This window comes from Streptomyces sp. NPDC102270, from assembly GCF_044766405.1.
Taxonomy (GTDB): Bacteria; Actinomycetota; Actinomycetes; order Streptomycetales; family Streptomycetaceae; genus Streptomyces.
In genome coordinates, this window is the sequence record NZ_JBIWLX010000004.1 from 321,966 (window position 1) to 348,892 (window position 26,927).

Sequence of the window (26,927 nt, forward strand, 5' to 3'; positions counted from 1 at the left end):
CGGTATCGGGTCCCTCAACGACGCGAGGCCGCCCCCGATCTCTCGGGGACGGCCTCGCGTACGAGCCTGATTTATCGCGTCTCGCGGTGCGCGGTGTGCGCGTTGCAACGCGGGCAGTGCTTCTTCATCTCCAGTCGGTCCGGGTTGTTACGCCGGTTCTTCTTGGTGATGTAGTTCCGCTCCTTGCACTCCACGCAGGCCAGCGTGATCTTCGGGCGGACGTCGGTGGCAGCCACAGGAGTGCTCCTTGACGAACGGATGGGACAACTAACGCATAGAAGAGTAGCCGATCGAAGGACCGACCCCGCAATCGGCTACTGTCTGTAGCGGTGACCGGACTTGAACCGGTGACACAGCGATTATGAGCCGCTTGCTCTACCGACTGAGCTACACCGCTGTGATGCGATCCGTTCCCGCCTCGCGACGGGAACCTCACACACCAGAGCCCCAATACGGAATCGAACCGTAGACCTTCTCCTTACCATGGAGACGCTCTGCCGACTGAGCTATTGGGGCGAGCGATGAAGACATTACACGCTCCGCCGCCGTTCGCCCAAATCCGTTTCGCGGCGCCCTGGGGGCCTTGATCCACGGGGTTCCCGGAGCCCTCAACAGCCCCTCCAGCACGGCGGACCACACCGGTACGACTATTGCGCTCCTCCCCGTCGCAGGCGCGCCGCCACCCTAGGCTCGACTCACTCTGCGTGATCTTGCGTCCCCTTGCGCGGTTCCGGCGGCTCCGGGCTTGCGCAGCCCGAGCCCCTGGAGCGCGATGCCCGACAGCCAGCCGCAGCCGCCCCACTCCTCGTCCTCGTCCTCATCCTCGTCCGGTGCCGCGTCGTCGGGCCCCTCGGAGGCGGCCGGTCTCCTGTTGTGCGGGGCGCGGCTCACCGACGGCAGGACCGTGGACGTACGGCTGGGCGGCGGGCGCATCGAGGCGGTCGGTACGGCTGGGAGCCTGGCCGTGGGCGGCACACGCGCGTGCGGCGCGCGCGTGGATCTCAACGGCTATGTGCTCCTGCCGGCCCCGGCCGAGCCGCACGCCCACGGCGACACCGCCCTGTCGGCCGACGCGGACGGGCCGCTCACCTACGACCCGCACGACGTCCAGTGCCGGGCCACGGAGGCGGCCCTGCTGCAGCTCGGGCACGGGGCGACCGCGCTGCGGGCACACGTGCGCGTGGGTGACGTCCAGGGGTTGGGTGCGATGGCCGCCGTACTCCAGGCGCGGCGGTCGCTGCGCGGGCTCGCCGAGCTGACGACCGTGGCGATGCCCCGGGTGCTGACCGGGGTGGCGGGGGCGGAGGGGCTCGCCATGTTGCGGGACGCGCTGAAGATGGGCGCCTCGGTGGTGGGCGGCTGTCCGGATCTCGACCCCGATCCGACCGGCTACGCGGAGGCGGTCCTGGAGGTCGCTTCGGAGCACGGCTGCCCCGTCGACCTGCACACCGACGCCACCGACCCGGCCCGGCTCGCCCGCCTCGCCGCCATGGCCGGGGGGCTGCGGCCCGGTGTGACCCTCGGCCCCTGCGCGGGCCTCGACCGGCTCCCCCCGGAGGTGGTCTCCCGCACCGCCGACCAGCTCGCGGCGGCCGGAGTCGCCGTGGTGTGCCTGCCGCAGGGCGGCTGCGCGGGCGTGGACCGCCGGGGCACGGCTCCGGTACGGCTGCTGCGCGCGGCCGGGGTCCGGGTGGCCGCCGGCAGCGGCGCGCTGCGGGACGCCTGCAACCCGGTGGGCCGCGGGGATCCGCTGGAGGCCGCGTACCTGCTCGCCTCCCGGTACGGACTGCGGCCGGAGGACGCCTACGACGCGGTGAGCACGTCGGCGCGAGCCGTGCTCGGACTGCCCGAGGTCCGCGTGGAGGCAGGCTTCCCGGCCGAGTTGCTCGCGGTACGCGGAGACCGTCTGGCCGGTGCGCTCTCCCTGGCGTACAGCCGGATCGTGGTGCACCGGGGGCGCGTGGTGGCACGGACCAGCGCCGTGCGCGAGTACTGCAACTCGACGGCGGCCGCGGAGTTGGGGCTGCCTCGGCAGGGGCGGGGGTAGGTGGCGGTGTCGGCAGGGGCGGGGGTAGGTGGCGGTGTCGGCAGGGGCGGGGGTAGGTGGCGGTGTCGGCAGGGGCCGGGGAGGTGGCGATGTTCTGGTGCGGGGTGTGTGCCCCCTGTGCGCCCCGCGGCCCCACCCGGCACTCCCCTGACACGGCGTTCGCGGATGTTCCGGCGTACGGTCGAAGGCATGCGCATTGTCATCGCTGGTGGTCATGGTCAGATCGCGCTGCGGCTGGAGCGGTTGCTCGCCGCGCGCGGGGACGAGGTCGCGGGGATCATCCGCCGCCCGGAACAGGGCGACGACCTGCGGGACGTCGGTGCCGAACCGGTCGTGTTGGACCTGGAGTCGGCCTCGGTCGAGGACGTCGCGGCGGCTCTGCGGGGCGCGGACGCGGCGGTCTTCGCGGCGGGCGCGGGCCCCGGCAGCGGCGCGTCCCGCAAGGACACCGTGGACAAGGCAGCCGCGGTGCTGTTCGCGGACGCGGCGGTCCGGGCGGGCGTACGGCGCTACGTGATCGTGTCCTCCATGGGCGCGGACCCGCGGCACGAGGGCGACGAGATCTTCGACGTGTACCTGCGCGCCAAGGGCGAGGCGGACGCCTACGTGAGCGGCCTGGATGCCCTGGACTGGACGATTCTGCGTCCCGGCGCGCTCACGGACGACGCCGGCAAGGGTCTCGTCCGCCTGGAGGCGCACACCGGCCGTGGCCAGATCCCGCGCGACGACGTGGCCGCCGTACTGGCGGAGTTGCTGGACACACCCGCGACGGCAGGGCTGACGCTGGAGCTGGTGAGCGGTTCCACACCGGTGTCGGTGGCGGTGAAGTCGGTGGCCGGCAACTGAGGATGTCCGCGGGTACGGGTTCGGGTACGGATACGGGTTCGCGGAGGGCGAGCTGGTGACGCGGACGGGTGTGCGGTCGGGGGCGTAGTCTCCCGGCGCCCGGCGCGTCAGAACATCAGAACAGGGGTAGCTGGCCGGATACGACGGGGACTGCGTACCCGTCCAACGACGGCTGGGCCGCTCCGAGTTCCGCCTGCCTGCGGGAACCCGGGCACGAGACGAGCTGGCCCCTCTCGCGTGCGCCGGGCGGGTCGTGCCGGGCGAAGCGGCCGGCGACGACGGCGATCTCGCGACGGCATTCGGGGCAGAGCCTGCGACGACTGGACATGCAGTCAGTGTGCCCCGGGCGGAAGGGGTTCGTGTGTCTGGAGTAGGCGGCTGTCTTGTGACCCGCCGTCAATAGGCGCCTGTCGAAGGGGTATTCGGAAGCGACAGCGGTTTCCGTCGATTCCGAGGAGGTACCTGCCGTGCGCTCCTTCAAGCGCTGGCTCGACCGCAGTCTGGCCGCACAGGCGGTCCTGATCTTCCTTCTGGGTGTGGGTGCCAGCGCCTTGTTCCGCCGGGACGACCATCCGGTGTTCTGGGTGGTTCAAGGGGCCCTCTACGCCGCCATCGCCATCACATTCGTGGCCGTGCAGCGTCGCCGGGCAAGCCGCGCGGCGGGCACCGACCCACACGGCCTCGTCGAGCTCGGCCGTAGGATCCGGCATCGCGAGGTGCCGAGCGAGCCCGGGGAACGGGAGTCGATGCGACGGCTGGTCGACGACCAACTGAGCCTGCTGGAACGCAGGCGCCGGTGGCTGCCGTACTCGCTGGGCTTCATGGGCCTGACCGCGGCCGCCCTGCTCGCCCTCGGGGTGGCCACCGGATCAGTGGTCTTCCCGCTCGTCTTCGCGGCCTTCGTGATCGGCTTCTGCTGCTGGGCCGTCTGGATGCGACGCCGGACCCTGGACCGCTACCACTACATGCGCGCAGCACTGCGGGAGGAACACGAACGCGTGTCCTGACCCCACGGCACCGACGGCCAGACACAACACCCCGCACCGGAACACCCGAAACACGGAACCCGAAATACGAAGAGACCCCCTCCGCTCTGCGTTTCCGCAGTTCGGAGGGGGTCTCTTTCTCAGCGTGGCGGCGCCAGGATTCGAACCTGGGAAGGCTGAGCCGGCAGATTTACAGTCTGCTCCCTTTGGCCGCTCGGGCACACCGCCGGGGTTGCTGCCCTTCGAACCGTCTTTCGGCGGTGCTCCGTGGCAACGACGTAAACAATACCCGATGCCGAGGGGTGCTTCGCCACCCGATTGATCTGCGCCCGGAGGCCATGGGGTGACTAGGCTTGGGCGGATGCGGCCCGGGTTCACACCGGCTCGGCGACCGCCCCCGCGTACGCCGATACGCGTCCGTACACACGCCGACACGCACCCCGATACAAGGAGCCACAGGACATGGCCGACTCCAGTTTCGACATCGTCTCGAAGGTCGAGCGGCAGGAGGTCGACAACGCCCTCAACCAGGCCGCCAAGGAGATCTCCCAGCGCTACGACTTCAAGGGCGTGGGTGCCTCGATCTCGTGGTCCGGTGACAAGATCCTCATGGAGGCGAACTCCGAGGACCGGGTCAACGCCGTCCTCGACGTCTTCCAGTCCAAGCTGATCAAGCGCGGGATCTCGCTGAAGGCGCTCGACGCGGGCGAGCCGCAGCTCTCCGGCAAGGAGTACAAGATCTTCGCGTCGATCGAGGAGGGCATCTCCCAGGACAACGCGAAGAAGGTCGCGAAGATCATCCGTGACGAGGGCCCGAAGGGCGTGAAGGCCCAGGTCCAGGGCGACGAACTGCGGGTCAGCTCGAAGAGCCGTGACGACCTGCAGTCCGTTATCTCCCTGCTGAAGGGCAAGGACTTCGATTTCGCGATCCAGTTCGTGAACTACCGGTGAGCTGATTCATCGATCGGCACCGATCGGCTTCGCTCGACGCCGATCCACGAGGAAGGGTGGGCACCTGGCCGGTGCCCACCCTTCTCGCCTGCTGGCTGCGGTTCGGGGTCAGTCGCGCGAGTTGCCGAACAGGAGACGGTAGGCGATCAGGAGCACGAGGGAGCCGCCGATCGCGGCGGCCCAGGTGGGCCCGTCGTAGAAGCTCTTGGTGACCGGGTGGTCCAGCCAACGGGCCGATATCCAGCCGCCGATGAACGCGCCCGCGATGCCGATGAGGGTCGTCCCGATGAAGCCACCCGGATCCCGGCCCGGCAGCAGGAACTTGGCGATGGCTCCGGCCAACAACCCCAGGATGATCCAGCCGACGATGCTCATGCCCTGAACCTGCCCTTCCGCGCTGTGCCCGCACTGTCCGGGGACTGTGATCTACGTTCCGGCAGACCGGGTGGCTCCTCGTGCGCATGGGTCGCACGTCGTATGTGTGCGGCTTGCGCGCGGCGTTCGTCGAGCGGGTGTTCGTGTGTCGTTGCCGAAGAGGACGTCAGGGCCGCATCCAGCGGTTGCATGCGATCAGTAGGGTGCGGCTCATGACGCATTCCGGTGCCGAACTGCGGCGCACCTTGGGAGTAGGGGACGCCGTCGTCATCGGGCTCGGCTCGATGATCGGCGCGGGGATCTTCGCCGCCCTCGGGCCGGCAGCGCACGCGGCCGGATCCGGGCTGTTGCTCGGACTCGCGGTCGCCGCCGTGGTCGCCTACTGCAACGCCACGTCCTCGGCACGGCTGGCCGCCCGGTATCCGGCCTCGGGCGGAACCTATGTGTACGGGCGGGAGCGGCTCGGACCGTTCTGGGGTTATCTCGCGGGCTGGTCGTTCGTGGTCGGAAAAACGGCCTCCTGTGCGGCGATGGCGCTGACGGTGGGTGCGTACGTCTGGCCGGGTCAGGCCCATGCCGTGGCTGTCGCGGCCGTGGTGGCGCTGACCGCGGTGAACTACGGCGGAATCCAGAAGTCCGCCTGGCTGACCCGGGCGATCGTGGCGGTGGTCCTCGCTGTCCTCGCTTCCGTGGTGGTCGTGTGTCTGGGGTCCGGGGCCTCACAGGCCGGGCGACTGGATGCCGGGGTCTCCGGCGGTGCGGGCGGGGTGCTGCAGGCGGCCGGTCTGCTGTTCTTCGCGTTCGCGGGGTACGCGCGTATCGCGACCCTCGGTGAAGAGGTACGGGACCCGGCGCGCACCATCCCCCGCGCCATCCCCCTGGCGCTGGGCATCACGCTGGTGGTGTACGCGGGTGTGGCGGTGGCTGTCCTTTCCGTGCTGGGCGCCGATGCTCTGGGTCGTGCGGACGCGCCGCTGGCCGAGGCGGTGCGGGCGGCCGGGGTGCCCGGGCTCGTGCCGGTGGTGCGGACGGGTGCCGCCGTGGCCGCACTCGGCTCGCTGCTCGCCCTGATTCTGGGCGTCTCACGGACGACGCTGGCGATGGCCAGAGACCGGCATCTGCCGGGCGCGCTGTCCGCCGTGCATCCCCGATTCCAGGTTCCGCACCGGGCCGAGTTGGCCGTGGGTGCGGTGGTCGCGGTCCTCGCCGCCACGGTGGACGTACGGGGCGCGATCGGTTTCTCCTCCTTCGGTGTGCTCGCGTACTACGCGGTGGCCAACGCGGCCGCCTGGACGCTCGGTTCGGCTCCGGCGGTCCGGGTGGTGCCGGTGGTGGGGCTGCTCGGGTGTGTGGTGCTGGCGTTCGCGCTTCCCGGGGTTTCCGTGGTCGTGGGCGCCGGGGTGCTGGCGGTCGGGGTGCTGGCGTACGGCGTGCGGCAGTGGTGGGCGGCTCGGTAGGTCAGCAGCAGGTGCCCCAGGGTTCGGCTCGGCTCGTCAGGTCGCGGGGGTCGGCGGTGCCGTGCGTATCCGGAACTCCGCCCAAGGAGTCATCTCCAGCTCCTCGTTCATCTCCTCGTACCAGCCGGTGCCGTCGACCCAGGCTTGCAGCCAGTCCGTGAGGGCCGGGGCGTCCACGAACCAGGAGTGATCGTGGTCGCCGGCGTTCGGCTCGAAGAGGAGGACGGTGGCTTCCGGGCTGTGGCAGTCCACGCACGCGTACATCGCACAGCCCCAGTGGGATATCGGCAGGACGCCCTCGGGCCAGGGCCAGTCGGGGTCCTTGCGGCCGCTCTTGCGGTTGGCCAGGTACTGCACGACGGCTGCGGGCTCGCCTGCCGGGGAGCCGTCGAGCAGGGGCAACAGGCCGTACTCCGGGCCGAATCCGCCGTCTCCTATCTGCAGGTAGAGGTCGGCGAGCAGTGGGGGCAGGTGGAAGCCCAACGCGGCCTCGGCTCGGGCCAGGGTGGGCGGGTCCACCGGCTCGGGGAGGGAAGCCCAGCCCCACGGACGGGTGTTGCGGGCCTTGTCCGCCACCCGTGCCAGCAACTGCTCGCTCTCGGTCATGCATTCATGATGCAGGGCGGCACTGACAGCCGGGCAGGCCTGTGGACAACCCACGGATTGTGGAAAAACCCGAGTCGTCCGTCAGCGGGCTGCGAACGGCTCGTCCGTGGAGACGATTTCGCGGCCCAGTGGGAACAGGGACACGGGGATCAGCTTGAAGTTCGCGATGCCGAACGGGATGCCGATGATCGTGAGGCAGAGGACGAGGCCCGTCGCGATGTGGCCCAGGGCCAGCCACCAGCCGGCGAGGACCAGCCACAGGACGTTGCCGACGAAGGAGGGCGCGCCCGCGTCGCGGCGCTCGACCGTGGTGTACCCGAAGGGCCACAGGGCGTAGACGGCGATGCGGAAGGCCGCGATTCCGAAGGGGATGCCGATGACGGTGATGCAGAGCAGCGCGCCCGCGGCCAGGTAGGCGAGGAAGAGCCAGAAGCCGCTCAGGACGAGCCAGATGACGTTCAGGATGGTTTTCACTGGGGGCGACCTGCCATCTTCTCGAGCCGGGCGATGCGCTCCGCCATGGGCGGGTGCGTCGAGAACATCTTGGACAGTCCCTGGCCGGGGCGGAAGGGGTTGGCGATCATCATGTGGCTCGCGGTCTCGATGCGTGGCTCGGGGGGCAAGGGCAGCTGTTTGGTGCCCGATTCGAGCTTGCGCAGGGCGCTGGCGAGTGCGAGGGGGTCGCCGGTGAGCTGGGCTCCGGAGGCGTCCGCCTCGTACTCCCTGGAGCGGCTGATGGCCATCTGGATGAGGCCGGCCGCCAGCGGTCCGAGGATCATGATCATCAGCATGCCGAGGAGGCCAGGACCGTCATCGTCGTCGGAGCGGCCGATCGGGATCAGCCAGGCGAAGTTGACCAGGAACATGATCACGGAGGCGAGGGCGCCGGCGACCGACGAGATCAGGATGTCGCGGTTGTAGACATGGCTGAGTTCGTGGCCGATGACACCGCGCAGTTCGCGCTCGTCCAGCATGCGCAGGATGCCGTCGGTGCAGCACACGGCGGCGTTGCGCGGGTTGCGGCCGGTCGCGAAGGCGTTGGGTGCCTCGGTCGGAGAGATGTACAGGCGCGGCATGGGCTGACGGGCCTGGGTGGAGAGCTCACGGACCATGCGGTACAGGGCCGGTGCCTCGAACTCGCTCACCGGGCGGGCACGCATCGCGCGTAGAGCCAGCTTGTCGCTGTTCCAGTACGCGTACGCGTTGGTGCCCAGCGCGATCAGGACGGCCACGACCAACCCCATGCGGCCGAAGAAGCTGCCGATGACGATGATGAGTGCGGACAGTCCCCCGAGGAGGACTGCGGTCCTGAGCCCGTTGTGCCGGCGGTGCACGGTACGCCCTCCAAGTGGTGCAGCAGGGGAACCCTTTGCTTGCTGGTCTCCGATGTCTTCCGATGCCACCGGTCCGTGGTGTCACGTCCAGTGGACCTTCCCGTCTTGCTCAACGCCAGGCGCGGGCCACTAGTTCCCTTGTGCGCACGGAGGCCCAGGTGAGCCGTTCGGGTGACGGTCCTGGGTTCAGGTTCGGGAAGGCCGGTTCAGAAGAGTCCGGTGCCGGTGAAGCGCAGCACCAGTTGAGGTGCGCCCGACAGGGCGACGCCGAGGACGCCGGTCAGGGCGAGCGCGGCGGTGAGGGGGGCGGGGACACGGTGCGTGGCGGGTTCGCCCTCTGGTGCCCGGAACAGCAGGGTCGTCCACTGGAGGTAGTAGAACAGCGCGATCACGACGTTGACGGCCATGACCACGGCGAGCCAGCCGAGGCCCGCGTTCACGGCCGCCGAGAAGACGGTGACCTTGGCGAACAGGCCGATGATGCCGGGCGGCAGTCCTGCCAGGCAGAGCAGGAAGAAGGCCAGCAGGAGGGCTGCGAGGGGGTTGGTCGCGTAGAGGCCGCGGTAGTCGGTGATGCGGTTCGCGGTCCTGGTGCGGCCCACCAGGGCGGCCACGGCGAAGGCGCCGAGGTTCACGGCGGCGTACATGAGGGCGTAGGCGACGGTGGAGCCTACGGATCGCTCGGCGTCGTCGGAGTACGCGGCGGCGGCGACCGGCACGAGGAGGTAGCCGGCCTGACCGACGGAGGACCAGGCGAGCAGCCGTACGGCGCTGTACGCGCGCGTGGTCTGCTGTCGGAGGGCGCCGAGGTTGCCGACGGTCATGGTGAGGGCGGCCAGCGCGGCGAGGGCCGGGCCCCAGACGTCGGCGTACGAGGGCAGGGCGACGACGGTGACGAGGATCAGGCCGGAGAAACCGACCGCCTTGCCGACGACCGACAAGTAGGCGGCGATCGGGAGTGGCGCGCCTACGTAGGTGTCGGGCACCCAGAAGTGGAAGGGTACGGCGGCCGTCTTGAAGGCGAAGCCGACGAGGGTGAGGACGACGCCGGTCTGGGCGAGGGTGTGGAGCTGTCCGTCGACGTGCTGGATGCGGTCGGCGACCTGGGTGAGGTAGAGAGTGCCCGTGGAGGCGTACACGAAGCTGATGCCCATGAGGCTGACCGCGGTGGCGGTGACCGAGGACAGGAAGAACTTCAGGGCCGCTTCGGAGGACTTCCTGTCGCCGTGCCGGATGCCGACGAGGGCGAAGGCGGGCAGGGAGGCGACTTCCAGGGCGACGATCAGGGTTGCGAGGTCCCGGGAGGCCGGCAGGAGGGCGGCGCCGGCGGCGGAGGAGAGCAGCAGGAACCAGTACTCCCCTTCGGGGAGTCTCTTGTCGGCGTCCTTGAGGGTGGTGACCGACAGGAGGGCGGCCAGGAGGGCGCCGCCGAGGACGAGGAACTGGAGGACGAGCGTGAAGCGGTCGGCCGTGTAGCTGCAGATGTGGGGATCGCCGGTCAGACAGAAGGTGCTGCGGTCGCCGTCCAGGAGGGGCAGCAGCAGGAGCGCGGAGGCGGCCAGGCCCGTGACCGAGACCCACCCGAGCAGGCTCTTCTTCTGCTCGCCGACGAACAGGTCGGCGACGAGGACGACGAGTCCGACGACCGCCGCGACGGTGGGCGGCGCGATGGCGAGCCAGTCGACGGACTGGACGAGGTTCGCGGCCGTCGCGGTCAGCGGCTCGGCCGATGATGCCAATGGCTGGGCCATGGCGGCGGGGGTGCTCATCGGTTGCCTCCTGCGAGGAGCTGCTGGACGGCCGGGTCGGTGAGGCCGAGGAGGGCCTTCGGCCACAGGCCCGCCACGACGGTGAGGGCGACGAGCGGCGTCCAGGCCGCGAACTCGTACGTGTGGACGTCGGCGAGCTGGGGGGCGTCCTGGGGTACGGCGCCCATGCAGACACGGCGGACCACGACGAGCATGTACGCGGCCGTCAGGAGGGTGCCGAACGCGGCGATCGCCATGAAGGTGAGGAAGGCGGGACGGCTGAGGTCGTCGGCGGGCTTGAAGGCGCCGAAGAGCGCCAGCATCTCGCCCCAGAACCCGGCGAGGCCGGGCAGGCCGAGCGAGGCGACCGCGCCGAAGGCCAGCAGGCCGCCGAGGCGGGGGGCCTTGCCGTACAGGGCGGCGCCGGTCTCCTCGGCCAGGGTGTCGAGGTCAGTGGTGCCGGTGCGGTCCTTCAGGGCGCCGACCAGGAAGAACAGAAGGCCGGTGATGAGGCCGTGGGCGATGTTGGCGAACAGGGCGCCGTTCACGCCGGTCGGGGTCATGGTGGCGATGCCGAGCAGGACGAAGCCCATGTGGCCGACGGAGGAGTAGGCGATGAGGCGTTTGAGATCGCCCTTGGCGCCCCGCTTGGCGAGGGCCAGGCAGGCGAGGGATCCGTAGATGATCCCGACCACGGCGAAGGCGGCGAGGTAGGGCGCGAAGTCGCGGAAGCCGTCGGGCGCGATCGGCAGCAGAATGCGGACGAACCCGTACGTACCCATCTTCAGTAGGACGCCGGCCAGCAGCACCGACCCGACGGTCGGCGCGGCGGTGTGGGCATCGGGCAGCCAGCTGTGCAGCGGCCACATCGGGGTCTTGACCGCCAGCCCGATCCCGATTGCCAGAACGGCGATGACCTGCACGGATGTGGTCAGCGACCGGCCGTTGTCAGTGGCGAGTGCCACCATGTCGAATGTGCCCGCCTTGGTCCCGATCAGGAGCAGGCCGAGCAGCATGACGACCGAGCCGAGCAGTGTGTAGAGGATGAAGCGCCAGGCGGCGGCCTGGCGGTCCGCGCCGCCCCAGCGGGCGATGAGGAAGTACATCGGGATGAGCACCGTCTCGAACGCGAGGAAGAACAGCAGCAGATCGAGGACGGCGAAGGTCGCGAGGGTGCCGGACTCCAGGACGAGCAGCAGCGCGACGAGGGCTTTCGGGGACGGTCCCGAAGGCATCTTGAAGTAGGAGTAGAGCGCGCAGAGGAAGGTCAGCAGCGCGGTCAGGACCAGAAGGGGGAGGGAGATGCCGTCGATGCCGAGGTGGATGCGCACGTCGAGTGCGAGGATCCAGCTGATGTCGGTCGTGGCCTGCATCTTCGACGGATGGTCGTGGTCGAAGCCGAGCGCGAGGACGATCGCGGCGATGAGGATCACGCCGGTGACGGTCACGCCGTGTCGCAGTACGGCCTGGTCGGGTGACTTCCCCTTCAGTCCGGGCGGGGCGGGCAGTACGGCCGTGACGGCGCCGAGGAGCGGGCCGACCACGACGAACGCCAGAAGGAACTGCATCACGGACTCGTTGATATCGATCACGCCTGCTCACGCTCCCGTGGCGACGAGGACGACGGCGACCGCGAGGACGACGGTGCCGGCGAGCAGCGCGCTCACATAGGTCTGCAGATTGCCGGTCTGGGCCCGTCGTACGGCGGTGCCGAGCCAGCGGGGCAGCGTTCCCGCGCCGCGCACGTAGGTCTCGACGACCTCGCGGTCCAGGAACCGGACCAGGTCGGCTCCCGCTTGGACCGGGCGGACGAAGAGGGCCGTGTACAGGGCGTCCAGGTGGAAGCCGACGGCCGCGTGGCGGTGCAGTGGGCCGAGCAGCAGCCGGCCGGGGTCCGCGGGGTCGGGCGTGTAGGCCACGTCTCCGTAGGCGGGCTCGTGGGTGGCGATGGCCTCTGCCTCGACCAGTCCGGCGTCGCCCTCGGGGTGGGCGGCGACCGCGCCCAGCGGGACGCGGGCCGCGATCGCGCTGGTGTGCCGCCAGGCCGCGTAGGTGACGATGCCGCCGACCAGGGCCGCACCCGTGCCGACGACGGACGTGGTGAGGGCCGGGGCGAGGTCGCGGCCGTCGAACCAGTCGGGCAGCAGGCGGTAGGCGAACGCACCGAGGGCGAGGGAGGGAGCTGCCAGGACCCACAGGACCACGTTCATCGTCAGCGGCTGCCGACCGTGGTCGGGGGCCTCGGTACCCCGTCCGCGGAAGGCCAGCAGCCACAGGCGGGTCGCGTAGGCGGCGGTGAGCACGGCCGTGAGGAGGCCGGCGACCAGGGTGATCCAGCCCGCGGCGCCGGGTGCGTGTTCGGTGTGGCCGGTGGCGACGTGCTCGGCGGCGCCGAGGACGGACTCCTTGGAGAAGAAGCCGCTGAAGGGCGGGATCGCGGCGAGCGCGAGGAGCGCCACGGTCATCGTCCAGAAGGCGTCGGGAATGCGGGCAGGCAGGTCCTTCATACGGGACATGGCGGCCAGTGAGTTGGTGCCGGCGGCGTGGATGATCACGCCGGCCGCGAGGAAGAGCAGCGCCTTGAAGGCGCCGTGGGACAGGAGATGGAAGACGGCGGCACCGCGGTCGCCGACGGCGAGGGCGCCGGTCATGTAGCCGAGCTGGCCGATCGTCGAGTAGGCGAGGACGCGCTTGATGTCGTCCTGGGCGAGTGCGGCGAGACCGGAGCCGAGCATCGTGACGGCGGCCATGACGGCGAGGACCACCATCGCGGCCTGGGAGGCCTCGAAGACCGGGAGGAGACGGGCGATGAAGTAGACACCGGCGGCGACCATCGTCGCGGCGTGGATCAGCGCGGAGACGGGCGTGGGGCCGGCCATCGCGTCGGGCAGCCAGGTGTGCAGCGGGAACTGCGCCGACTTGCCGGCCACGCCCGCGAGGAGGAGCAGGGCGATCAGGGTCGGATGGTCGAGTCCGCCGTGCGTGACGGCGTCGAGGACCTTGGTGATCCGGAAGGAGCCGACGTCGGTGGCCAGTGCGAACAGGCCGATCAGGAAGGGGACGTCACCGAGTTTGGTCACCAGGAAGGCCTTGAGGGAGGCGGCGCGGGCCTCCGGGGTCTCCCAGTAGTGGCCGACCAGGAAGTACGAGCAGATACCCATGATCTCCCAGCCGACCAGCAGCACGATCAGGTCGCCGGAGTAGACGACGAGCAGCATCGCGGAGGTGAAGAGGGAGACGAGAGCGGCGTACGAGGGGTAGCGCGGGTCGTCGCGCAGGTAGCCCGTCGAGTAGATCTGCACACAGGTGGCGACGAGGCCCACCAGGACGGCGACGAGCGCGGCGAAACCGTCGATGTGCAGGGCGAGTTCGATGGGAACCGAGCCGGTCGGGGTGAGTTCGGTGGCGGCGTTCACCGCCTGGTCGCCGCCCTGGCGCACGGCGACGACCGCGGCGAGGGCGAGGGCGGCCAGGGGAGGCAGGACGGCGAGCGGGCGGACGAAGCCGGGGGCCGTGCGGCCGAGGAGCAGGCCGGCCGCGGCGCCCAGGAAGGGGAGGACGGGGACGAGGACGGCGAGGGTGGTCGTGGTCACGCGGTGGCCTCAGCCTTCCCGGTCCGCCCGGATCGTGCGGCCTGCTCGGCCGGGCGGGCTTCGCTGTCGGAGTCGTCGCGGTCGTCGGGGTCGTGGCCCTCCGCCGTGTCGCGGAGTTTGTCGATGTCGGCGGTGCCGCGGTTGCGGTGGACGGCAAGGACGATCGCGAGGCCGATGCCGATCTCGGCGGCGGCGATGGTGATGGTGAACAGGGTCAGGGCCTGGCCGGAGTGCAGGGTCTCCTCGGCGGCCTTGCTGAGCCAGACGTCGAAGGCGACCAGGTTCAGGTTGACGGCGTTGAGCATCAGCTCGACCGACATCAGGATGAGGATCGCGTTGCGGCGAGCGAGGACGCCGTACAGGCCGGTGCAGAAGAGGAGGGCGGAGAGTACGGCGGGATAGGCGAGGTGCATCAGCGGGCGCCTTCCTGTTCGGCCGACTCGGCTTCCTTGGCGGACTCGGACCCCTTGGCGGACTCGGACCCTGTGGCCGACTCGGAGCCCTTGGCCGACTTGGAGCCCTTGGCCGACCCAGTTCCCGAGATCGACTCATTTCGCCTGAACGGGCGATTACGGGAATCCGGGACGGATGGGGAACTACCGCTCGCGGCTCGGGAGTTCACAGGGGGAGAGCTCGACTCCGCCTTCGCCTTGCGGGACAGGACGATCGCGCCGACCAGTGCCGCGAGGAGCAGGACGGAGAGGGCCTCGAAGGGGAGGACCCAGTTCTGGAAGAGGCTCGCGCCGGTGGCCTCGGTGGAGCCGGCGGCGGGCCCGTCGAGGTCGATCCAGGTGGTGCGGAAGGCGTCGACGACCACCCAGACCAGAGCGGCCGCTGCGGCGAGGGCCACGACGAGGGCGGCCCATCGGTTGCCGGAGTCGGCGTCCGGGGAGCGGCCGATGGGGGCCCTGGTGAGCATCAGACCGAACAGAAGGAGGACGACGACGGAACCCACATAGATGAGGACCTGCACCCAGGCGATGAACTCGGCGGTGAGCAGGAGGTATTCGACGGCGAGGCCGCCGAGGGCCACCACCAGCCACAGAGCGGCGTGCACCAGTTGCTTGGTGGTGACGGTGACGATCGCGGCGCCGAAGGTGACCAGGCCGACGAGGAGGAAGGCGATCTCGACACCGGTCGGGGAGAGGAAGCCGTGCGCCTCCTGAGCGAGGGTCACGACTCTTCCCCCTGGGCATCGCCCGGCGCGGTCGGCTCGGCCTGGGCGGCCGCCAGCTTCTCGGCGGTCTTGCGGGCGGTGGCGATCTCCTTCGGTTCCTCCGCGCCGGGGTCGAGGGCCGGTGGGGCCGGGACGGTCCACATCCATTCCCGCAGCTTGTCCCGCTCGTGGGTGAGGTCGCGGATGTCGGTCTCGGCGTACTCGAACTCCGGGGACCAGAACAGGGCGTCGAAAGGACACACCTCGATGCAGATCCCGCAGTACATGCACAGGGAGAAGTCGATGGCGAAGCGGTCGAGGACGTTGCGGCTTCGTTCGCGGCCACCGGGGGTCGCCGCCGGGACCGTCTCCTTGTGGGAGTCGATGTAGATGCACCAGTCGGGGCACTCACGGGCGCACAGCATGCAGACCGTGCAGTTCTCCTCGAACAGGCCGATCACCCCGCGGGTACGGGGCGGGAGGTCGGGCTGGGCGTCGGGGTACTGCTCGGTGACGGTCTTCTTCGTCATCGTGCGCAGGGTGACGGCCAGGCCCTTGGCCAGACCGGAGCCAGGAATGGGGGCCATGGTTACTGGATCACCACCTTGACGATGCCGGTGAGGGCGATCTGGGCGAGGGAGAGGGGGACGAGGAGGGTCCAGGAGAGCTTCTGGAGCTGGTCCTCGCGCAGGCGGGGGTAGGTCACGCGTAGCCAGATGACGACGAAGGCGAGCACGGCCGTCTTGAGGAGGGTCCAGACCCAACCGAGACCGTCGGCGCCCCAGGGGCCGTGCCAGCCGCCCAGGAAGAGGACGGTGGTCAGACCGCACAGGACGACGATTCCGGCGTATTCGGCGAGGAGGAACAGGGCGAAGCGAAGGCCGGTGTACTCGGTGTAGGCGCCGAAGATGATCTCCGAGTCGGCGACCGGCATGTCGAAGGGAGGGCGCTGGAGTTCGGCGAGGCCGGCGATGAAGAAGACGATCGCGCCGACGATCTGCCAGGGCAGCCACCACCACTCGAAGGCGTCGAGGATGCCCGGGAGGGAGACGGTTCCGGCCGCCATCGCCACCGAGGCGGCGGTGAGGAGCATCGGGAGTTCGTAGGCGAGGAGCTGTGCGGCGGTGCGCAGGCCGCCGAGGAGGGAGAACTTGTTGGCGGAGGCCCAGCCGGCCATGAGGGAGCCGAGGACGCCCACACCCATCACGGCGAGCACGAAGAACACGCCGGCGTCGACGACCTCGCCGACGGCGCCCTCGCCGGGGCCGATCGGGATGGCGAGGAGGACGAGGAGGTAGGGCAGGAGGGCGACGGCGGGGGCGAGTTGGAAGACACGGCGGTCCGCGCCCGCGGGTACGACGTCTTCCTTCTGGGCGAACTTCACGCCGTCCGCCACGAGTTGGGCCCAGCCGTGGAAGCCGCCGGCGTACATCGGGCCGAGGCGGCCCTGCATGTGGGCCATCACCTTGTGTTCGGTCTGACCGATGATCAGAGGGAAGGTGAGGAAGACGACGAAGACGATCAGGAGTCGCAGGGCGACGTCGAGAGCGTCGTTCACTGCGGGCCTCCTGCGGGCTTGTCGGGGGTGGAGTCCTTGGTCTTTTCGGGTCCTCTGTCTTCTTCGGGGACCGTGGACTCCTGGGAGGCCGGCTCGCCGGAAGCAGGCGGCTCCTCCCGAACCTCGGGACCTTCGGAAGGCGCGGGTTCTTCGGAAGGCTCGGGGCCTTCGGAAGTCGCGGGGCCTTCTGGGGCCGAGGTTTTCGAAGGCGCTGGCTCCCTGGTGGTCTTGCGCGCTTCGGGCTCTCCAGGGCGTTCGGAGACTTCGGTGCCCTCGGGCGTGGGAGACCGCTCCGGTTCCGGGTTGTCGAAGGCCGGGCGGGCGTGGTGCCACGGTGCGTCCGGGCTGCGAGGAGCCGCGGGGGGCTTCGGCGGCGCGGGGTTCGTCCTCGCGTCGTCGGCCGACGGCTCGGAGCCGGTCGCGGTGGCCCTCTGACTCGCGGAACCGTCCGAGGCGGTACGTGCCCGACGGGGCCCGCTCGGGGCACCCCCCGCCGCGGCTCCCCGAGGCTGAGGTGCTGGCGCTTCCGACGCCGAGCTGTCCGACCCGGTTGCGGGCGCGTCTGGCGCCGGGCCCTCCGACGCGGGTACGGGAGCATCGCGCACCGGGCTCCCCGACACGGGTGCGGGTGATCCCAGTACCGGGTCATCCGTCGCGGAAGCAGACGAGCCAGGTGCCGGAGCTTCCGACCCGGGGGTGCCGCCGGCCGGGGCAGCCGTACCGGCGCCGGTGGCGTCGGCTTCTGGTGCCGTCTGGCCGGCCGAACCCTGCGCGGCGGTACGTGGACGCCGGGGCACACCCGTCGGTGAGGTTGGGGCAGCATCCGTCGCCTCGGGCGCGGTCTGGCTCGCTGAGCCTTCGTCCGCCGTACCCGCCCGACGCGGACCAGCCCCCGACGCGCCCTCCGCATCCGACGCCCCTGCCGCATCCAACTGGCTCGTCGAACCCTCCGCAGCGGAACGCGCCCGACGCGGACCGCCCGCGACCCCAGCCGCATCCGCCGACCCCGGGGCCTCAGACGCCTCCGCCTGACTCACCGACCCCTCCGAAGCCGAACGCACCCGACCTGGACCAGCCCCCGCACCCTCAGCGGCACCCGCCGCACCGGATGCCCCTGGCGCCCCAGTCCCCTCCGCCTGACCCGCCGACCCCTCCGCAGCGGAACGCACCCGACGCGGACCGCCGGCGGCCCCAGCCGCACCCGGCGTACCCGCCACGCCCGCCGCGCCCGCCGGCCCCGACGCCCCAGACGCCTGACTCGCCGACCCCTCCCCAGCCGAACGCGCCCGGCGCACCGGACGGTCGCCCGTCGGGCGGGCTGGCCGTTCTCCTGGGGTGCGGCGGGTGGGGGCCGGGGGGAGTTGGCCCTTCAGGGGGCCCCATTCGTTGGGGTCGGGGACGCCTGGGGGGAGCATCTGGCGGCGTTTGGGGCCGCCGTGTTCGGACTCGCCCGGTTCCTTCGCGCCGGGCCAGGCCTTGGCGACGCGGGCCGCCAGGACGAAGTCCTTGCGCAGGGGGTGGCCCTCGAAGGTTTCCGGCAGCAGGAGGTGGTCCAGGGAGGGATGGCCCTCGAAGGTGACGCCGAACATTTCGTGGGTCTCGCGCTCGTGCCAGGCCGCGCCCGCGTAGATGTCGACGGCGGTGGGCAGCACCGGCGTGTCGTGGGAGACGGTGGTGCGCAGGAGCAGACGTCGTACCGGAGAGAGGGCGGCCACGTGGGCGGCCACGCGGAAGCCGGTGCCGGGTTCGTCGACTGCGCTGAGCCAGTCGAAGAAGGTGCAGCCCAGGTCGTCGCGGGCGACGCGCAGTGCGGTGAGCCAGGTCGCGGGCGCAACGTCGACCGTCAGAACCTCGTAGGACTCCTCGGCGGTGGCCTCGGGGCCGAAGAGTTCCTCGGCGGGGGCGGGGAGCCAGCCGACGGCGGTCACTGCGAGTCCTCCTCGTCCGGAGCCGACGCCGCCGCCGGCGGCTGGACCAGCCCGCTCTGCAGCGCGGCCGCCGACGGGCGTGCCGCGGACGTCCCGTACCCGTACCGCTCCCCCAGCGACTCCCTCGCGATCTTCTCCTGAAGCTTCAGGATGCCCTGGAGCAGCGCCTCGGGGCGGGGCGGGCAGCCGGGGACGTAGACATCGACGGGGATGATCTGGTCGACGCCCTTGGTGACGGAGTAGGAGTCCCAGTAGGGGCCTCCGCAGTTGCTGCACGCGCCGAAGGAGATGACGTACTTCGGCTCCGGCATCTGTTCGTACAGGCGCTTCACCGCCGGTGCCATCTTGTCCGTGACCGTGCCGGAGACGACCATCAGGTCGGCCTGGCGGGGGCCCGGGGCGAAGGGGATGACGCCGAGGCGGATGAAGTCGTGGCGGGCCATGGACGCGGCGATGAACTCGATGGCGCAGCAGGCGAGGCCGAAGTTGAAGACCCACAGGGAGTAGCGGCGACCCCAGTTGAGGATCACCTTCATCGGCTCGGGGGCGAGGCGGGAGAGGGCGCCCAGCCGTTTCGGCTCCGGGAGCAGTACGGGCTCCGGGAGCAGTACGGGCTCCGGGGCGGCGGGGCCGGCCGCGAAGCTCGCGGAGGAGTCGGCGACGGAGTACGAAGGGGACTCGGCGGCGGGGTTCACGTCCATGTCAGGACACCCTTCTTGTACGCGTACAGGAGTCCCACGGCGAGGAAGCCGAGGAAGACGAACATCTCGACAAGGGTCGTCGCACCGTAGCCGGGGGCCGCGAAGACGGTGGCCCAGGGGAACAGGAAGATCGAGTCGACGGCGAAGATGACGTAGAGGAAGGCGTAGACGTAGTAGCGAACCTGGGTGTGGGCCCAGCCCTCGCCGACGGGGTCGACCCCGCACTCGTACGTCAGCAGCTTCTCCGGGGTGGGGACCACGGGTCGCAGCAGCCGTCCGGCGCCGAAGGCGACCGCGACGAACAGCACGCCGACGACGGCGAGCAGTCCGACGACCGAGTACGACTGGAAGTAGTCCGCCGCGACGACGGTCGGATCGACGACGGTTGCATCGACGACGGTCGGTTCCGGCACGTCCGCCCCTCACTCCCTGTGAGCACGCTGAACACAGTGGTCACGCTGGACACCACTGTTCGACGATCTGTATGCACGGGAGTCTAGGCCCTGATAAAGGCACGGTAAGCAGCCCGTCACCCAAGGAAAGCCATCCGAAGGGCGGGGGTGGGGTTTTCCCCAGCACGGCGCGGCGGTCCGCCTCATGGCGCACGGCGGTCGCGCGCGGCACGCTAGCCCATATGACCGAACGCCACTCCTCACCTAGCCGTGCCGTGATCACCGGCCCAGACGGCGGATCCGACGACGGCCGGCCGCCGCCGGCCCGTTTCGCCTACGACGCGCACACCTGGAAGGAGATCGCGCATCTGCTGGCGAATCTCCCGGTGTCGGTCCTCGGCTTCACCTATGTCGTGACGGTGCTGTTCACCGGCTTCTGGCTGACCGTCACGGTGATCGGGTTCCCGCTGCTCGCGGCGGGTCTGCTGGGCGCGCGGCAGCTGGGCAAGCTGGAGCGGGCGCGGGCCCGGGCACTGCTCGGGGTGCGGGTGGACGAGCCGAGCCGCCTGCCGTGGCGCACCAAGAACGGCGGCAACGGCTTCTTCGCCCAGCTGTGGAGGGGGGTGAAGGACCCCGTGGGCTGGCGGACGGTGCTGTACGACTTCATCCGGTTGCCGTGGGGGGTGCTCACCTTCACCATCACGCTGACCTCGTTGTTCGTGCTGTGGCCGGTGCTGCCGTTCATCGCGCGGGGCCTGGCCAACGTCGACCGGGCGATGGTGCGCGGGCTGCTGTCGCCCTCCGACGAGCTGGAACGCCGTATCGCCGAACTGGAGTCGGACCGGGGGGTCGTGGTGGACGCGGCCGCGTCCGACCTGCGGCGTATCGAGCGGGATCTGCACGACGGGGCACAGGCCCGGCTCGTCAACCTGGCCATGGGGCTCGGCCTCGCCAAGGAGAAGCTTCTGGAGGACCCGGAGTACGCGCAGGCGATGGTCGCGGAGGCGCACGGCGAGGTGAAGCTGGCGCTCCAGGAGCTGCGGGATCTGGCGCGGGGCATCCATCCCGCCGTGCTGACCGACCGCGGACTCGACGCCGCCCTCTCGTCGGTCGCCTCACGCTGCACGGTGCCGGTGAAGGTGACCGCCGACCTCGACGCGCGGCCGGTGGCGGCGATCGAGGGGATCGCCTACTTCACCGTCTCCGAACTGCTCCAGAACATCAGCAAGCACAGCGGGGCGCGGTCGGCGTCGGTCGACGTGTGGCGGTCGGAGAACCGGCTGCTCATCCAGGTGTGGGACGACGGCCGCGGCGGCGCCCGGCTCGACGGCGGCACCGGGATGCGCGGGCTCGCGGAGCGCCTCGACGCGGTCGACGGGCTGTTCGTCATCGACTCCCCGCCGGGTGGACCGACGATGGTCACGGCGGAGCTGCCGTGGCGGGACCGGGCCGCGGACAAGAGGTAGGGAAAACCCCCCTTCGAAGACGCCGACGACCTCCATGGTCCGTCGACCTGCGGCCCAGCAGGGTGGAGGTACGACACGACAGGCGCGGGACGAGAAGAAGGACGACGTCGATGGCCACGGACTACGGGTACGACAGTGGGCTCGGGTTCCCCGGGACGGTACGGCGGCACCGGGTGCCGGCGGGGCTGCGGGCGCCGTTCGAGGGGCGGACCTGGCGGGAGTTCGGCTATGTGCTGCTGAGCCTGCCGATCAGCATCCTGATGTTCACGTACGCCGTCACGATGATCTCGCTCGGTGCGGGCCTGCTCGTGACCTTCCTCGGGATTCCGGTCTTCGCGGCCGGGCTCGCCGGGTGCCGCGGGCTCGGGGCGCTGGAGCGGGCGCGGGCCCGGGGGCTGCTGGGTCTCGAGGTCGGCGATCCGGAGCCGCTCAGGATCGGGAAGTCCGGGTTCATGGGGTGGATGGGGGCGGTGCTCAAGAGCGGGACGTCGTGGCGGACGCTGCTGTACTCCGTGCTGCAGCTGCCGTGGGCGGTGTTCTCGTTCGTCGTCGCGGTGAACTTCTGGGTGTACGGCTGGGCGCTGCTGACGTATCCGCTGTGGTTCTGGGTCTTCCCGGCGTACGCCGGTCAGGACGGGCTCCAGCTCTACGGCGACGAGACCCACCACATCTATCTGAACAACCCGTTCGAGATCGGTGTGACGGCGCTGGTGGGCCTGCTGTTCACGCTGTCCACGCCGTGGATCGTGCGGGCGCTGACGACGGTGGACCGGGTGATGGTGCACGGGCTGCTGGGGCCGACCCGGCTGTCGGCGCGGGTGGTGGAGCTGGAGTCGGACCGGGGGGTCGTGGTGGACACGGCGGCGGCGGATCTGCGGCGCATCGAGCGGGATCTGCACGACGGGGCGCAGGCCCGGCTGGTGGCGCTGGCGATGGATCTGGGGCTGGCGAAGGAGAAGCTCACCGAGGACCCGCAGGCCGCGGCGCGGATGGTGGACGAGGCGCACGGTGAGGTGAAGACGGCGCTTCAGGAGCTGCGGGACCTGGCGCGCGGGATTCATCCGGCGGTGCTGACGGACCGGGGGCTGGACGCCGCGCTGTCCTCGGTGGCGTCCCGGTGCACGGTGCCGGTGCAGGTGGAGGTGGATCTGCCTTCGCGGCCCGCGCCTGCCATCGAGGGGATCGCGTACTTCACGGTGTCCGAGCTGTTGCAGAACATCAGCAAGCACTCCCGGGCGACGTTCGCCGCGGTGGATGTGTGGCGGGTGGAGGACCGGCTGCTGCTGCAGGTCGTGGACAACGGAGTGGGCGGGGCCGACGTGTCCTCCGGGTCCGGGCTCGCGGGCCTTGCGGAACGGCTGGACGCGGTCGACGGGATCCTGGTGGTGGACTCGCCGGCCGGGGGGCCCACCCGGGTGACGGCGGAGCTGCCCTGGCGGAGCGAACGGGTGTGACGGGTTCTCCGTAAGGGGGCGGCGGGGCGTTTTCGCCTCCGCCGCCCTTCCCCGTTCCCGATGCGTACGGCTCTGCTGCGCCGCGCCTGCGGCCGCCGAACCTGGCCGGATTCCGAGCGTGGCCCCCTGCTTTCGGGGCTTTGTTCGGATTCAGGGGCCCCTATTCCCGTTGCCCGCGCCCGCCCGCATCCGAATGCTGGAATGCTGGACTTGTCCAGCAGGTGGGCAGGCAGTGGGCTGGGGGGCCGAGAGTCGTGGAGGACAGGGTGCGGGTGGTCATCGCCGAGGATTCAGTGCTGCTGAGGGAGGGCCTGACCCGGTTGCTGACCGACCGCGGGCACGACGTCGTGGCCGGTGTGGGCGACGGGGAGGCACTGATCAAGACCATCGGTGAGCTGGATGCCCAGGGCGAGCTGCCCGACGTCGTGGTCGCCGATGTGCGGATGCCTCCGACACACACGGACGAAGGCGTGCGAGCCGCCGTACAACTGCGCAAGGCACATCCCGGACTCGGGGTACTCGTACTCTCGCAGTACGTGGAGGAGCGGTACGCCACCGAGCTGCTGGCCGGGTCCAGTCGCGGGGTGGGGTATCTGCTCAAGGACCGGGTCGCGGAGGTGCGCGAGTTCGTGGACGCGGTGGTGCGGGTGGCCGAGGGCGGCACCGCCCTCGACCCCGAGGTGGTCGCTCAGCTGCTGGGCCGCAGCCGGAAGCAGGATGTGCTCGCCCATCTCACTCCCCGGGAGCGGGAGGTCCTGGGGCTGATGGCCGAGGGGCGCACCAACTCGGCGATCGCGCGGCAGCTCGTCGTGAGCGACGGGGCCGTGGAGAAGCACGTCAGCAACATCTTCCTGAAGCTCGGGCTGTCCCCGAGCGACGGGGACCACCGGCGGGTGCTGGCGGTGCTGACCTACCTGAACTCGTGAACGCCTGACACCGTGTCAGGCCAGCGGGGCGGACCGGGAACCGAGAACCGAGAACGATGAGGGAGCGTCTTCAAGGAAAGCGCCGGGGGGCGAGTAAATCGTGACAAGTCAGGTCTTTGAACCGTCTCAAAACGACGTTCATCATGCGAATGGCCGAGGGAAGGCGACCCCCGCGGTCGTAGGGTTGATCCTGGGAAGGCCTGCGGGAAGGCCGCTCCCGAACAGCCGCCCAGAGGGAGGTCCAGTTCAGTGACCAGTCAGGTCAGCAGCCCAGCGGAGCAGGCCGACGAAGCCGTCGTGGGAGAGCAGCGCAAAGAGGCCGGCGTGAAGGACGTCCGCCGCCTCGACCGGGTGATCATTCGTTTCGCGGGCGACTCCGGTGACGGGATGCAGCTCACCGGGGACCGTTTCACCTCGGAGACCGCGTCCTTCGGCAACGACCTGTCCACCCTTCCCAACTTCCCCGCCGAGATCCGGGCCCCTGCCGGAACCCTGCCGGGTGTCTCGTCCTTCCAGCTGCACTTCGCCGACCACGACATCCTCACGCCGGGTGACGCGCCCAACGTGCTCGTGGCCATGAACCCGGCCGCGCTCAAGGCCAATATCGCCGATCTGCCGCGCGGCGCGGAGATCATCGTCAACACGGACGAGTTCACCAAACGGGCGATGCAGAAAGTGGGGTACGCGGCCTCGCCGCTGGAGGATGGCTCGCTCGACGGGTACAGCCTTCATCCGGTCCCCCTGACCACGCTGACCGTCGAGGCCCTCAAGGATTTCGACCTCAGTCGCAAGGAGGCCGAGCGCAGCAAGAACATGTTCGCGCTCGGCCTCTTGTCGTGGATGTACCACCGGCCCACCGAGGGCACGGAGAAGTTCCTGCGCACGAAGTTCGCGAAGAAGCCGGAGATCGCCGAGGCGAACCTGGCGGCGTACCGGGCCGGCTGGAACTTCGGCGAGACGACCGAGGACTTCGCCGTCTCCTACGAGATCGCGCCGGCCACGAAAGCCTTCCCGGTCGGCACGTACCGCAACATCTCCGGGAACCTCGCCCTGTCCTACGGGCTGGTCGCCGCGTCCCGCCAGGCGGACCTGCCGCTGTTCCTGGGCTCGTACCCGATCACCCCGGCCTCGGACATCCTGCACGAGCTGAGCAAGCACAAGAACTTCGGCGTACGGACCTTCCAGGCCGAGGACGAGATCGCGGGCATCGGCGCTGCCCTGGGCGCGGCCTTCGGCGGCTCGCTCGCGGTGACGACGACCTCCGGTCCGGGCGTGGCCCTGAAGTCGGAGACGATCGGGCTTGCGGTCTCCCTGGAGCTGCCGCTTCTCGTCATCGACATCCAGAGAGGCGGCCCGTCCACCGGTCTGCCGACCAAGACCGAGCAGGCGGACCTGCTGCAGGCGATGTTCGGGCGCAACGGCGAGGCGCCGGTGCCGATCGTCGCCCCCTGCACGCCGGCCGACTGCTTCGACGCGGCGCTGGAGGCGGCCCGGATCGCGCTGACGTACCGCACACCGGTGATGCTGCTGTCGGACGGCTACCTGGCCAACGGCTCGGAGCCCTGGCGGATCCCGGAGCTGGACGAACTCCCGGACCTGACCGTGCAGTTCGCGCAGGGGCCGAACCACACCCTGGACGACGGCACCGAGGTCTTCTGGCCGTACAAGCGCGACCCGCAGACCCTCGCCCGCCCCTGGGCGGTTCCCGGTACGCCGGGCCTCGAACACCGCATCGGCGGGATCGAGAAGGAGGACGGGTCGGGCAACATCTCCTACGCCCCGGCCAACCACGACTTCATGGTCCGCATCCGCCAGGCCAAGATCGACGGGATCGACGTACCGGATCTGGACGTGGACGATCCGCACGAGGCACGCACGCTGGTGCTGGGCTGGGGATCGACGTACGGCCCCATCACGGCGGCGGTACGGCGCCTGCGGACGGCCGGCGAGTCGATCGCGCAGGCACACCTGCGCCACCTCAACCCTTTCCCGCGCAACCTGGGCGCGGTGCTGAAGGCATACGACAAGGTCGTCATCCCCGAGATGAACCTCGGGCAGCTCGCCACCCTGGTCCGGGCGAAGTACCTGGTCGACGCGCACAGCTACAACCAGGTCAACGGTATGCCGTTCAAGGCCGAACAGCTCGCCACGGCTCTCAAGGAGGCCATCGATGGCTGAGACGTCCACGGAAGGCACGGGCACGATCGAGGCACTCTCGCTCGTCCCCAAGGCCGAGGCCCGCCAGAGCATGAAGGACTTCAAGAGCGACCAGGAAGTCCGCTGGTGCCCCGGCTGCGGTGACTACGCGATCCTCGCGGCGGTCCAGGGCTTCATGCCGGAGCTGGGGCTGGCCAAGGAGAACATCGTCTTCGTCTCGGGCATCGGCTGCTCGTCGCGGTTCCCGTACTACATGAACACGTACGGCATGCACTCCATCCACGGGCGGGCGCCGGCGATCGCGACGGGGCTGGCCGCGAGCAGGCGGGACCTGAGCGTGTGGGTCGTCACCGGCGACGGCGACGCGCTGTCCATCGGCGGCAACCACCTGATCCACGCCCTGCGGCGGAACGTGAACCTGAAGATCCTGCTGTTCAACAACCGGATCTACGGCCTGACGAAGGGCCAGTACTCCCCCACCTCCGAGGTCGGCAAGATCACGAAGTCGACGCCGATGGGGTCGCTGGACGCCCCCTTCAACCCGGTGTCCCTGGCCATCGGCGCGGAGGCGTCCTTCGTGGCGCGGACGGTGGACTCGGACCGCAAGCACCTCACCTCGGTGCTGCGGCAGGCGGCGGCCCACCCCGGCACCGCGCTGATCGAGATCTACCAGAACTGCAACATCTTCAACGACGGCGCGTTCGAGGCGTTGAAGGACAAGCAGCAGGCCGAGGAGGCGGTGATCCGGCTGGAACACGGTCAGCCGATCCGCTTCGGCGCCGACCTGTCCAAGGGCGTGGTCCGGGATGCGGCGACGGGTGACCTGAAGGTGGTGCCGGTGACCGCGTCGAACGAGGCGCAGATCCTCGTCCACGACGCGCACGCGTCGTCCCCGACGACGGCCTTCGCCCTGTCCCGCCTGGCCGACCCGGACACGCTCCACCACACCCCGATCGGGGTGCTGCGCTCGGTGGATCGGCCGGTGTACGACACGCAGATGTCGGATCAGCTGGATTCGGCGATCGAGCAGAACGGCAAGGGAGATCTGGGGGCGTTGCTGGCCGGGGGTGACACCTGGACGGTCGTGGGCTGACGCCCGTCCCGCGTGCCGGTCCTGGATGTCGTATGGCATCCAGGACCTGCGCACATCAGCAGTCAGGGATGTCCCTCTTGGCGCGAATGAGGGTCTCGCGTCGGCGCCGATGACGGCGAAACTGCCGTCGCTGAGTTCGAAGAGGTCCGGGCA

General features: G+C 70.2%; 26 protein-coding genes and 3 tRNA genes. 10 read left to right on the top strand and 19 right to left on the bottom strand.

Annotated features, from left to right (window positions below; genetic code table 11):
- Positions 1 to 71: 71 nt before the first annotated feature.
- From rpmG to ACIRP7_RS09285, 3 genes are all read right to left on the bottom strand, one after another.
- Positions 72 to 236, bottom strand: a complete 165-nt coding sequence (rpmG, locus tag ACIRP7_RS09275; protein WP_003948671.1) for a 50S ribosomal protein L33 — start codon at positions 234 to 236, stop codon at positions 72 to 74.
- A gap of 88 nt (positions 237 to 324) precedes the next feature.
- Positions 325 to 397: transfer RNA gene (locus ACIRP7_RS09280), tRNA-Met, on the bottom strand.
- A 46-nt stretch (positions 398 to 443) separates the two neighbouring features.
- Positions 444 to 516, bottom strand: a tRNA-Thr gene (locus ACIRP7_RS09285).
- Positions 517 to 772: 256 nt separating this feature from the next.
- Between ACIRP7_RS09285 and ACIRP7_RS09290 the strand changes: the two genes are divergently transcribed.
- Both ACIRP7_RS09290 and ACIRP7_RS09295 read left to right on the top strand, forming a co-directional pair.
- Complete coding sequence (locus ACIRP7_RS09290) at positions 773 to 2,047, top strand: amidohydrolase family protein (protein WP_403655612.1); 1,275 nt, start codon at positions 773 to 775, stop codon at positions 2,045 to 2,047.
- Between the two features lie 189 nt (positions 2,048 to 2,236).
- Positions 2,237 to 2,893 (top strand): NAD(P)H-binding protein, encoded by a 657-nt coding sequence (locus ACIRP7_RS09295; RefSeq protein WP_403655614.1) that lies wholly within the window; start codon positions 2,237 to 2,239, stop codon positions 2,891 to 2,893.
- Positions 2,894 to 3,008: 115 nt separating this feature from the next.
- On the opposite strand, the gene ACIRP7_RS09300 is transcribed toward ACIRP7_RS09295, so the two are convergent.
- Positions 3,009 to 3,221: a hypothetical protein gene (locus ACIRP7_RS09300; RefSeq protein ID WP_352390602.1), complete on the bottom strand. Its 213-nt coding sequence runs from the start codon at positions 3,219 to 3,221 to the stop codon at positions 3,009 to 3,011.
- A gap of 139 nt (positions 3,222 to 3,360) precedes the next feature.
- On the opposite strand from ACIRP7_RS09300, the gene ACIRP7_RS09305 reads away from it, so the two are divergent.
- Entirely contained in the window at positions 3,361 to 3,900 is a 540-nt protein-coding gene (locus ACIRP7_RS09305) for a hypothetical protein (protein WP_403655616.1), read from the top strand.
- Positions 3,901 to 4,025: 125 nt separating this feature from the next.
- On the opposite strand, the gene ACIRP7_RS09310 is transcribed toward ACIRP7_RS09305, so the two are convergent.
- Positions 4,026 to 4,107 (bottom strand) — tRNA-Tyr (locus ACIRP7_RS09310).
- Positions 4,108 to 4,341: 234 nt separating this feature from the next.
- On the opposite strand from ACIRP7_RS09310, the gene ACIRP7_RS09315 reads away from it, so the two are divergent.
- Positions 4,342 to 4,830 carry a YajQ family cyclic di-GMP-binding protein gene (locus ACIRP7_RS09315; RefSeq protein WP_020135872.1) on the top strand — a complete coding sequence of 163 codons (489 nt, stop codon included), beginning with the start codon at positions 4,342 to 4,344 and terminating at the stop codon, positions 4,828 to 4,830.
- A 108-nt stretch (positions 4,831 to 4,938) separates the two neighbouring features.
- On the opposite strand, the gene ACIRP7_RS09320 is transcribed toward ACIRP7_RS09315, so the two are convergent.
- Positions 4,939 to 5,205 carry a GlsB/YeaQ/YmgE family stress response membrane protein gene (locus ACIRP7_RS09320; RefSeq protein ID WP_403655618.1) on the bottom strand — a complete coding sequence of 89 codons (267 nt, stop codon included), beginning with the start codon at positions 5,203 to 5,205 and terminating at the stop codon, positions 4,939 to 4,941.
- Between the two features lie 212 nt (positions 5,206 to 5,417).
- Here ACIRP7_RS09320 and ACIRP7_RS09325 point away from each other — a divergent pair, with 212 nt between their 5' ends.
- Positions 5,418 to 6,662 carry an APC family permease gene (locus ACIRP7_RS09325; RefSeq protein ID WP_403655620.1) on the top strand — a complete coding sequence of 415 codons (1,245 nt, stop codon included), beginning with the start codon at positions 5,418 to 5,420 and terminating at the stop codon, positions 6,660 to 6,662.
- Between the two features lie 36 nt (positions 6,663 to 6,698).
- On the opposite strand, the gene ACIRP7_RS09330 is transcribed toward ACIRP7_RS09325, so the two are convergent.
- The 13 genes from ACIRP7_RS09330 to ACIRP7_RS09390 form a co-directional block, all read right to left on the bottom strand.
- Positions 6,699 to 7,268, bottom strand: coding sequence for an SMI1/KNR4 family protein (locus ACIRP7_RS09330; RefSeq protein WP_403655622.1), 570 nt, complete (start codon positions 7,266 to 7,268; stop codon positions 6,699 to 6,701).
- An 81-nt stretch (positions 7,269 to 7,349) separates the two neighbouring features.
- Positions 7,350 to 7,742: a YccF domain-containing protein gene (locus tag ACIRP7_RS09335; RefSeq protein WP_403655624.1), complete on the bottom strand. Its 393-nt coding sequence runs from the start codon at positions 7,740 to 7,742 to the stop codon at positions 7,350 to 7,352.
- On the bottom strand, positions 7,739 to 8,602 hold the full coding sequence (gene htpX / locus ACIRP7_RS09340; protein ID WP_352390627.1) for a zinc metalloprotease HtpX: 864 nt from the start codon (positions 8,600 to 8,602) through the stop codon (positions 7,739 to 7,741). Before htpX ends, ACIRP7_RS09335 begins: the two co-directional genes overlap by 4 nt.
- Positions 8,603 to 8,808: 206 nt before the next feature.
- Positions 8,809 to 10,353: an NADH-quinone oxidoreductase subunit N gene (locus ACIRP7_RS09345; RefSeq protein WP_403655966.1), complete on the bottom strand. Its 1,545-nt coding sequence runs from the start codon at positions 10,351 to 10,353 to the stop codon at positions 8,809 to 8,811.
- A gap of 14 nt (positions 10,354 to 10,367) precedes the next feature.
- Positions 10,368 to 11,942, bottom strand: a complete 1,575-nt coding sequence (locus ACIRP7_RS09350) for an NADH-quinone oxidoreductase subunit M (RefSeq protein ID WP_403655627.1) — start codon at positions 11,940 to 11,942, stop codon at positions 10,368 to 10,370.
- A 6-nt stretch (positions 11,943 to 11,948) separates the two neighbouring features.
- Complete coding sequence (locus ACIRP7_RS09355) at positions 11,949 to 13,943, bottom strand: NADH-quinone oxidoreductase subunit L (RefSeq protein WP_403655629.1); 1,995 nt, start codon at positions 13,941 to 13,943, stop codon at positions 11,949 to 11,951.
- Positions 13,940 to 14,356: an NADH-quinone oxidoreductase subunit NuoK gene (gene nuoK, locus ACIRP7_RS09360; RefSeq protein ID WP_352390630.1), complete on the bottom strand. Its 417-nt coding sequence runs from the start codon at positions 14,354 to 14,356 to the stop codon at positions 13,940 to 13,942. The genes ACIRP7_RS09355 and nuoK overlap by 4 nt, the downstream gene beginning before the upstream one ends.
- On the bottom strand, positions 14,356 to 15,120 hold the full coding sequence (locus tag ACIRP7_RS09365; RefSeq protein ID WP_403655631.1) for an NADH-quinone oxidoreductase subunit J: 765 nt from the start codon (positions 15,118 to 15,120) through the stop codon (positions 14,356 to 14,358). Before ACIRP7_RS09365 ends, nuoK begins: the two co-directional genes overlap by 1 nt.
- A complete protein-coding gene (locus tag ACIRP7_RS09370; RefSeq protein ID WP_403655633.1) occupies positions 15,117 to 15,686 on the bottom strand; it encodes a NuoI/complex I 23 kDa subunit family protein in 570 nt (189 codons plus the stop codon). Before ACIRP7_RS09370 ends, ACIRP7_RS09365 begins: the two co-directional genes overlap by 4 nt.
- 2 nt (positions 15,687 to 15,688) lie before the next feature.
- On the bottom strand, positions 15,689 to 16,657 hold the full coding sequence (locus ACIRP7_RS09375; RefSeq protein ID WP_352390633.1) for a complex I subunit 1 family protein: 969 nt from the start codon (positions 16,655 to 16,657) through the stop codon (positions 15,689 to 15,691).
- Positions 16,654 to 18,585 (bottom strand): NADH-quinone oxidoreductase subunit C, encoded by a 1,932-nt coding sequence (locus tag ACIRP7_RS09380; protein WP_403655635.1) that lies wholly within the window; start codon positions 18,583 to 18,585, stop codon positions 16,654 to 16,656. Before ACIRP7_RS09380 ends, ACIRP7_RS09375 begins: the two co-directional genes overlap by 4 nt.
- On the bottom strand, positions 18,582 to 19,286 hold the full coding sequence (locus ACIRP7_RS09385; RefSeq protein WP_403655637.1) for an NADH-quinone oxidoreductase subunit B: 705 nt from the start codon (positions 19,284 to 19,286) through the stop codon (positions 18,582 to 18,584). Before ACIRP7_RS09385 ends, ACIRP7_RS09380 begins: the two co-directional genes overlap by 4 nt.
- A complete protein-coding gene (locus ACIRP7_RS09390) occupies positions 19,277 to 19,699 on the bottom strand; it encodes an NADH-quinone oxidoreductase subunit A (RefSeq protein WP_403655639.1) in 423 nt (140 codons plus the stop codon). The genes ACIRP7_RS09385 and ACIRP7_RS09390 overlap by 10 nt, the downstream gene beginning before the upstream one ends.
- A gap of 221 nt (positions 19,700 to 19,920) precedes the next feature.
- On the opposite strand from ACIRP7_RS09390, the gene ACIRP7_RS09395 reads away from it, so the two are divergent.
- The 5 genes from ACIRP7_RS09395 (at position 19,921) to ACIRP7_RS09415 (ending at position 26,774) form a co-directional block, all read left to right on the top strand.
- The gene (locus tag ACIRP7_RS09395) at positions 19,921 to 21,144 is read left to right on the top strand and encodes a sensor histidine kinase (RefSeq protein ID WP_403655641.1); all 1,224 of its coding nucleotides are present in this window, start codon (positions 19,921 to 19,923) and stop codon (positions 21,142 to 21,144) included.
- 110 nt (positions 21,145 to 21,254) lie between these two features.
- On the top strand, positions 21,255 to 22,598 hold the full coding sequence (locus ACIRP7_RS09400) for a sensor histidine kinase (protein ID WP_352390638.1): 1,344 nt from the start codon (positions 21,255 to 21,257) through the stop codon (positions 22,596 to 22,598).
- Between the two features lie 266 nt (positions 22,599 to 22,864).
- Positions 22,865 to 23,524, top strand: a complete 660-nt coding sequence (locus ACIRP7_RS09405; protein WP_028808164.1) for a response regulator transcription factor — start codon at positions 22,865 to 22,867, stop codon at positions 23,522 to 23,524.
- Between the two features lie 249 nt (positions 23,525 to 23,773).
- Entirely contained in the window at positions 23,774 to 25,702 is a 1,929-nt protein-coding gene (locus tag ACIRP7_RS09410) for a 2-oxoacid:acceptor oxidoreductase subunit alpha (protein ID WP_403655643.1), read from the top strand.
- Positions 25,695 to 26,774: a 2-oxoacid:ferredoxin oxidoreductase subunit beta gene (locus ACIRP7_RS09415; RefSeq protein ID WP_403655645.1), complete on the top strand. Its 1,080-nt coding sequence runs from the start codon at positions 25,695 to 25,697 to the stop codon at positions 26,772 to 26,774. The genes ACIRP7_RS09410 and ACIRP7_RS09415 overlap by 8 nt, the downstream gene beginning before the upstream one ends.
- The last annotated feature ends 153 nt before the right edge of the window (positions 26,775 to 26,927 follow it).

Coding starts and splice junctions, on each gene's coding strand:
- ACIRP7_RS09290 (WP_403655612.1), top strand. CDS start 773: ATGCCCGACAGCCAGCCGCAGCCGCCCCACTCCTCGTCCTCGTCCTCA.
- ACIRP7_RS09295 (WP_403655614.1), top strand. CDS start 2,237: ATGCGCATTGTCATCGCTGGTGGTCATGGTCAGATCGCGCTGCGGCTG.
- ACIRP7_RS09300 (WP_352390602.1), bottom strand. CDS start 3,221: ATGTCCAGTCGTCGCAGGCTCTGCCCCGAATGCCGTCGCGAGATCGCC.
- ACIRP7_RS09315 (WP_020135872.1), top strand. CDS start 4,342: ATGGCCGACTCCAGTTTCGACATCGTCTCGAAGGTCGAGCGGCAGGAG.
- ACIRP7_RS09320 (WP_403655618.1), bottom strand. CDS start 5,205: ATGAGCATCGTCGGCTGGATCATCCTGGGGTTGTTGGCCGGAGCCATC.
- ACIRP7_RS09325 (WP_403655620.1), top strand. CDS start 5,418: ATGACGCATTCCGGTGCCGAACTGCGGCGCACCTTGGGAGTAGGGGAC.
- ACIRP7_RS09330 (WP_403655622.1), bottom strand. CDS start 7,268: ATGACCGAGAGCGAGCAGTTGCTGGCACGGGTGGCGGACAAGGCCCGC.
- ACIRP7_RS09345 (WP_403655966.1), bottom strand. CDS start 10,353: ATGGCCCAGCCATTGGCATCATCGGCCGAGCCGCTGACCGCGACGGCC.
- nuoK (WP_352390630.1), bottom strand. CDS start 14,356: ATGCACCTCGCCTATCCCGCCGTACTCTCCGCCCTCCTCTTCTGCACC.
- ACIRP7_RS09370 (WP_403655633.1), bottom strand. CDS start 15,686: ATGGCCCCCATTCCTGGCTCCGGTCTGGCCAAGGGCCTGGCCGTCACC.
- ACIRP7_RS09385 (WP_403655637.1), bottom strand. CDS start 19,286: ATGGACGTGAACCCCGCCGCCGAGTCCCCTTCGTACTCCGTCGCCGAC.
- ACIRP7_RS09395 (WP_403655641.1), top strand. CDS start 19,921: ATGACCGAACGCCACTCCTCACCTAGCCGTGCCGTGATCACCGGCCCA.
- ACIRP7_RS09400 (WP_352390638.1), top strand. CDS start 21,255: ATGGCCACGGACTACGGGTACGACAGTGGGCTCGGGTTCCCCGGGACG.
- ACIRP7_RS09415 (WP_403655645.1), top strand. CDS start 25,695: ATGGCTGAGACGTCCACGGAAGGCACGGGCACGATCGAGGCACTCTCG.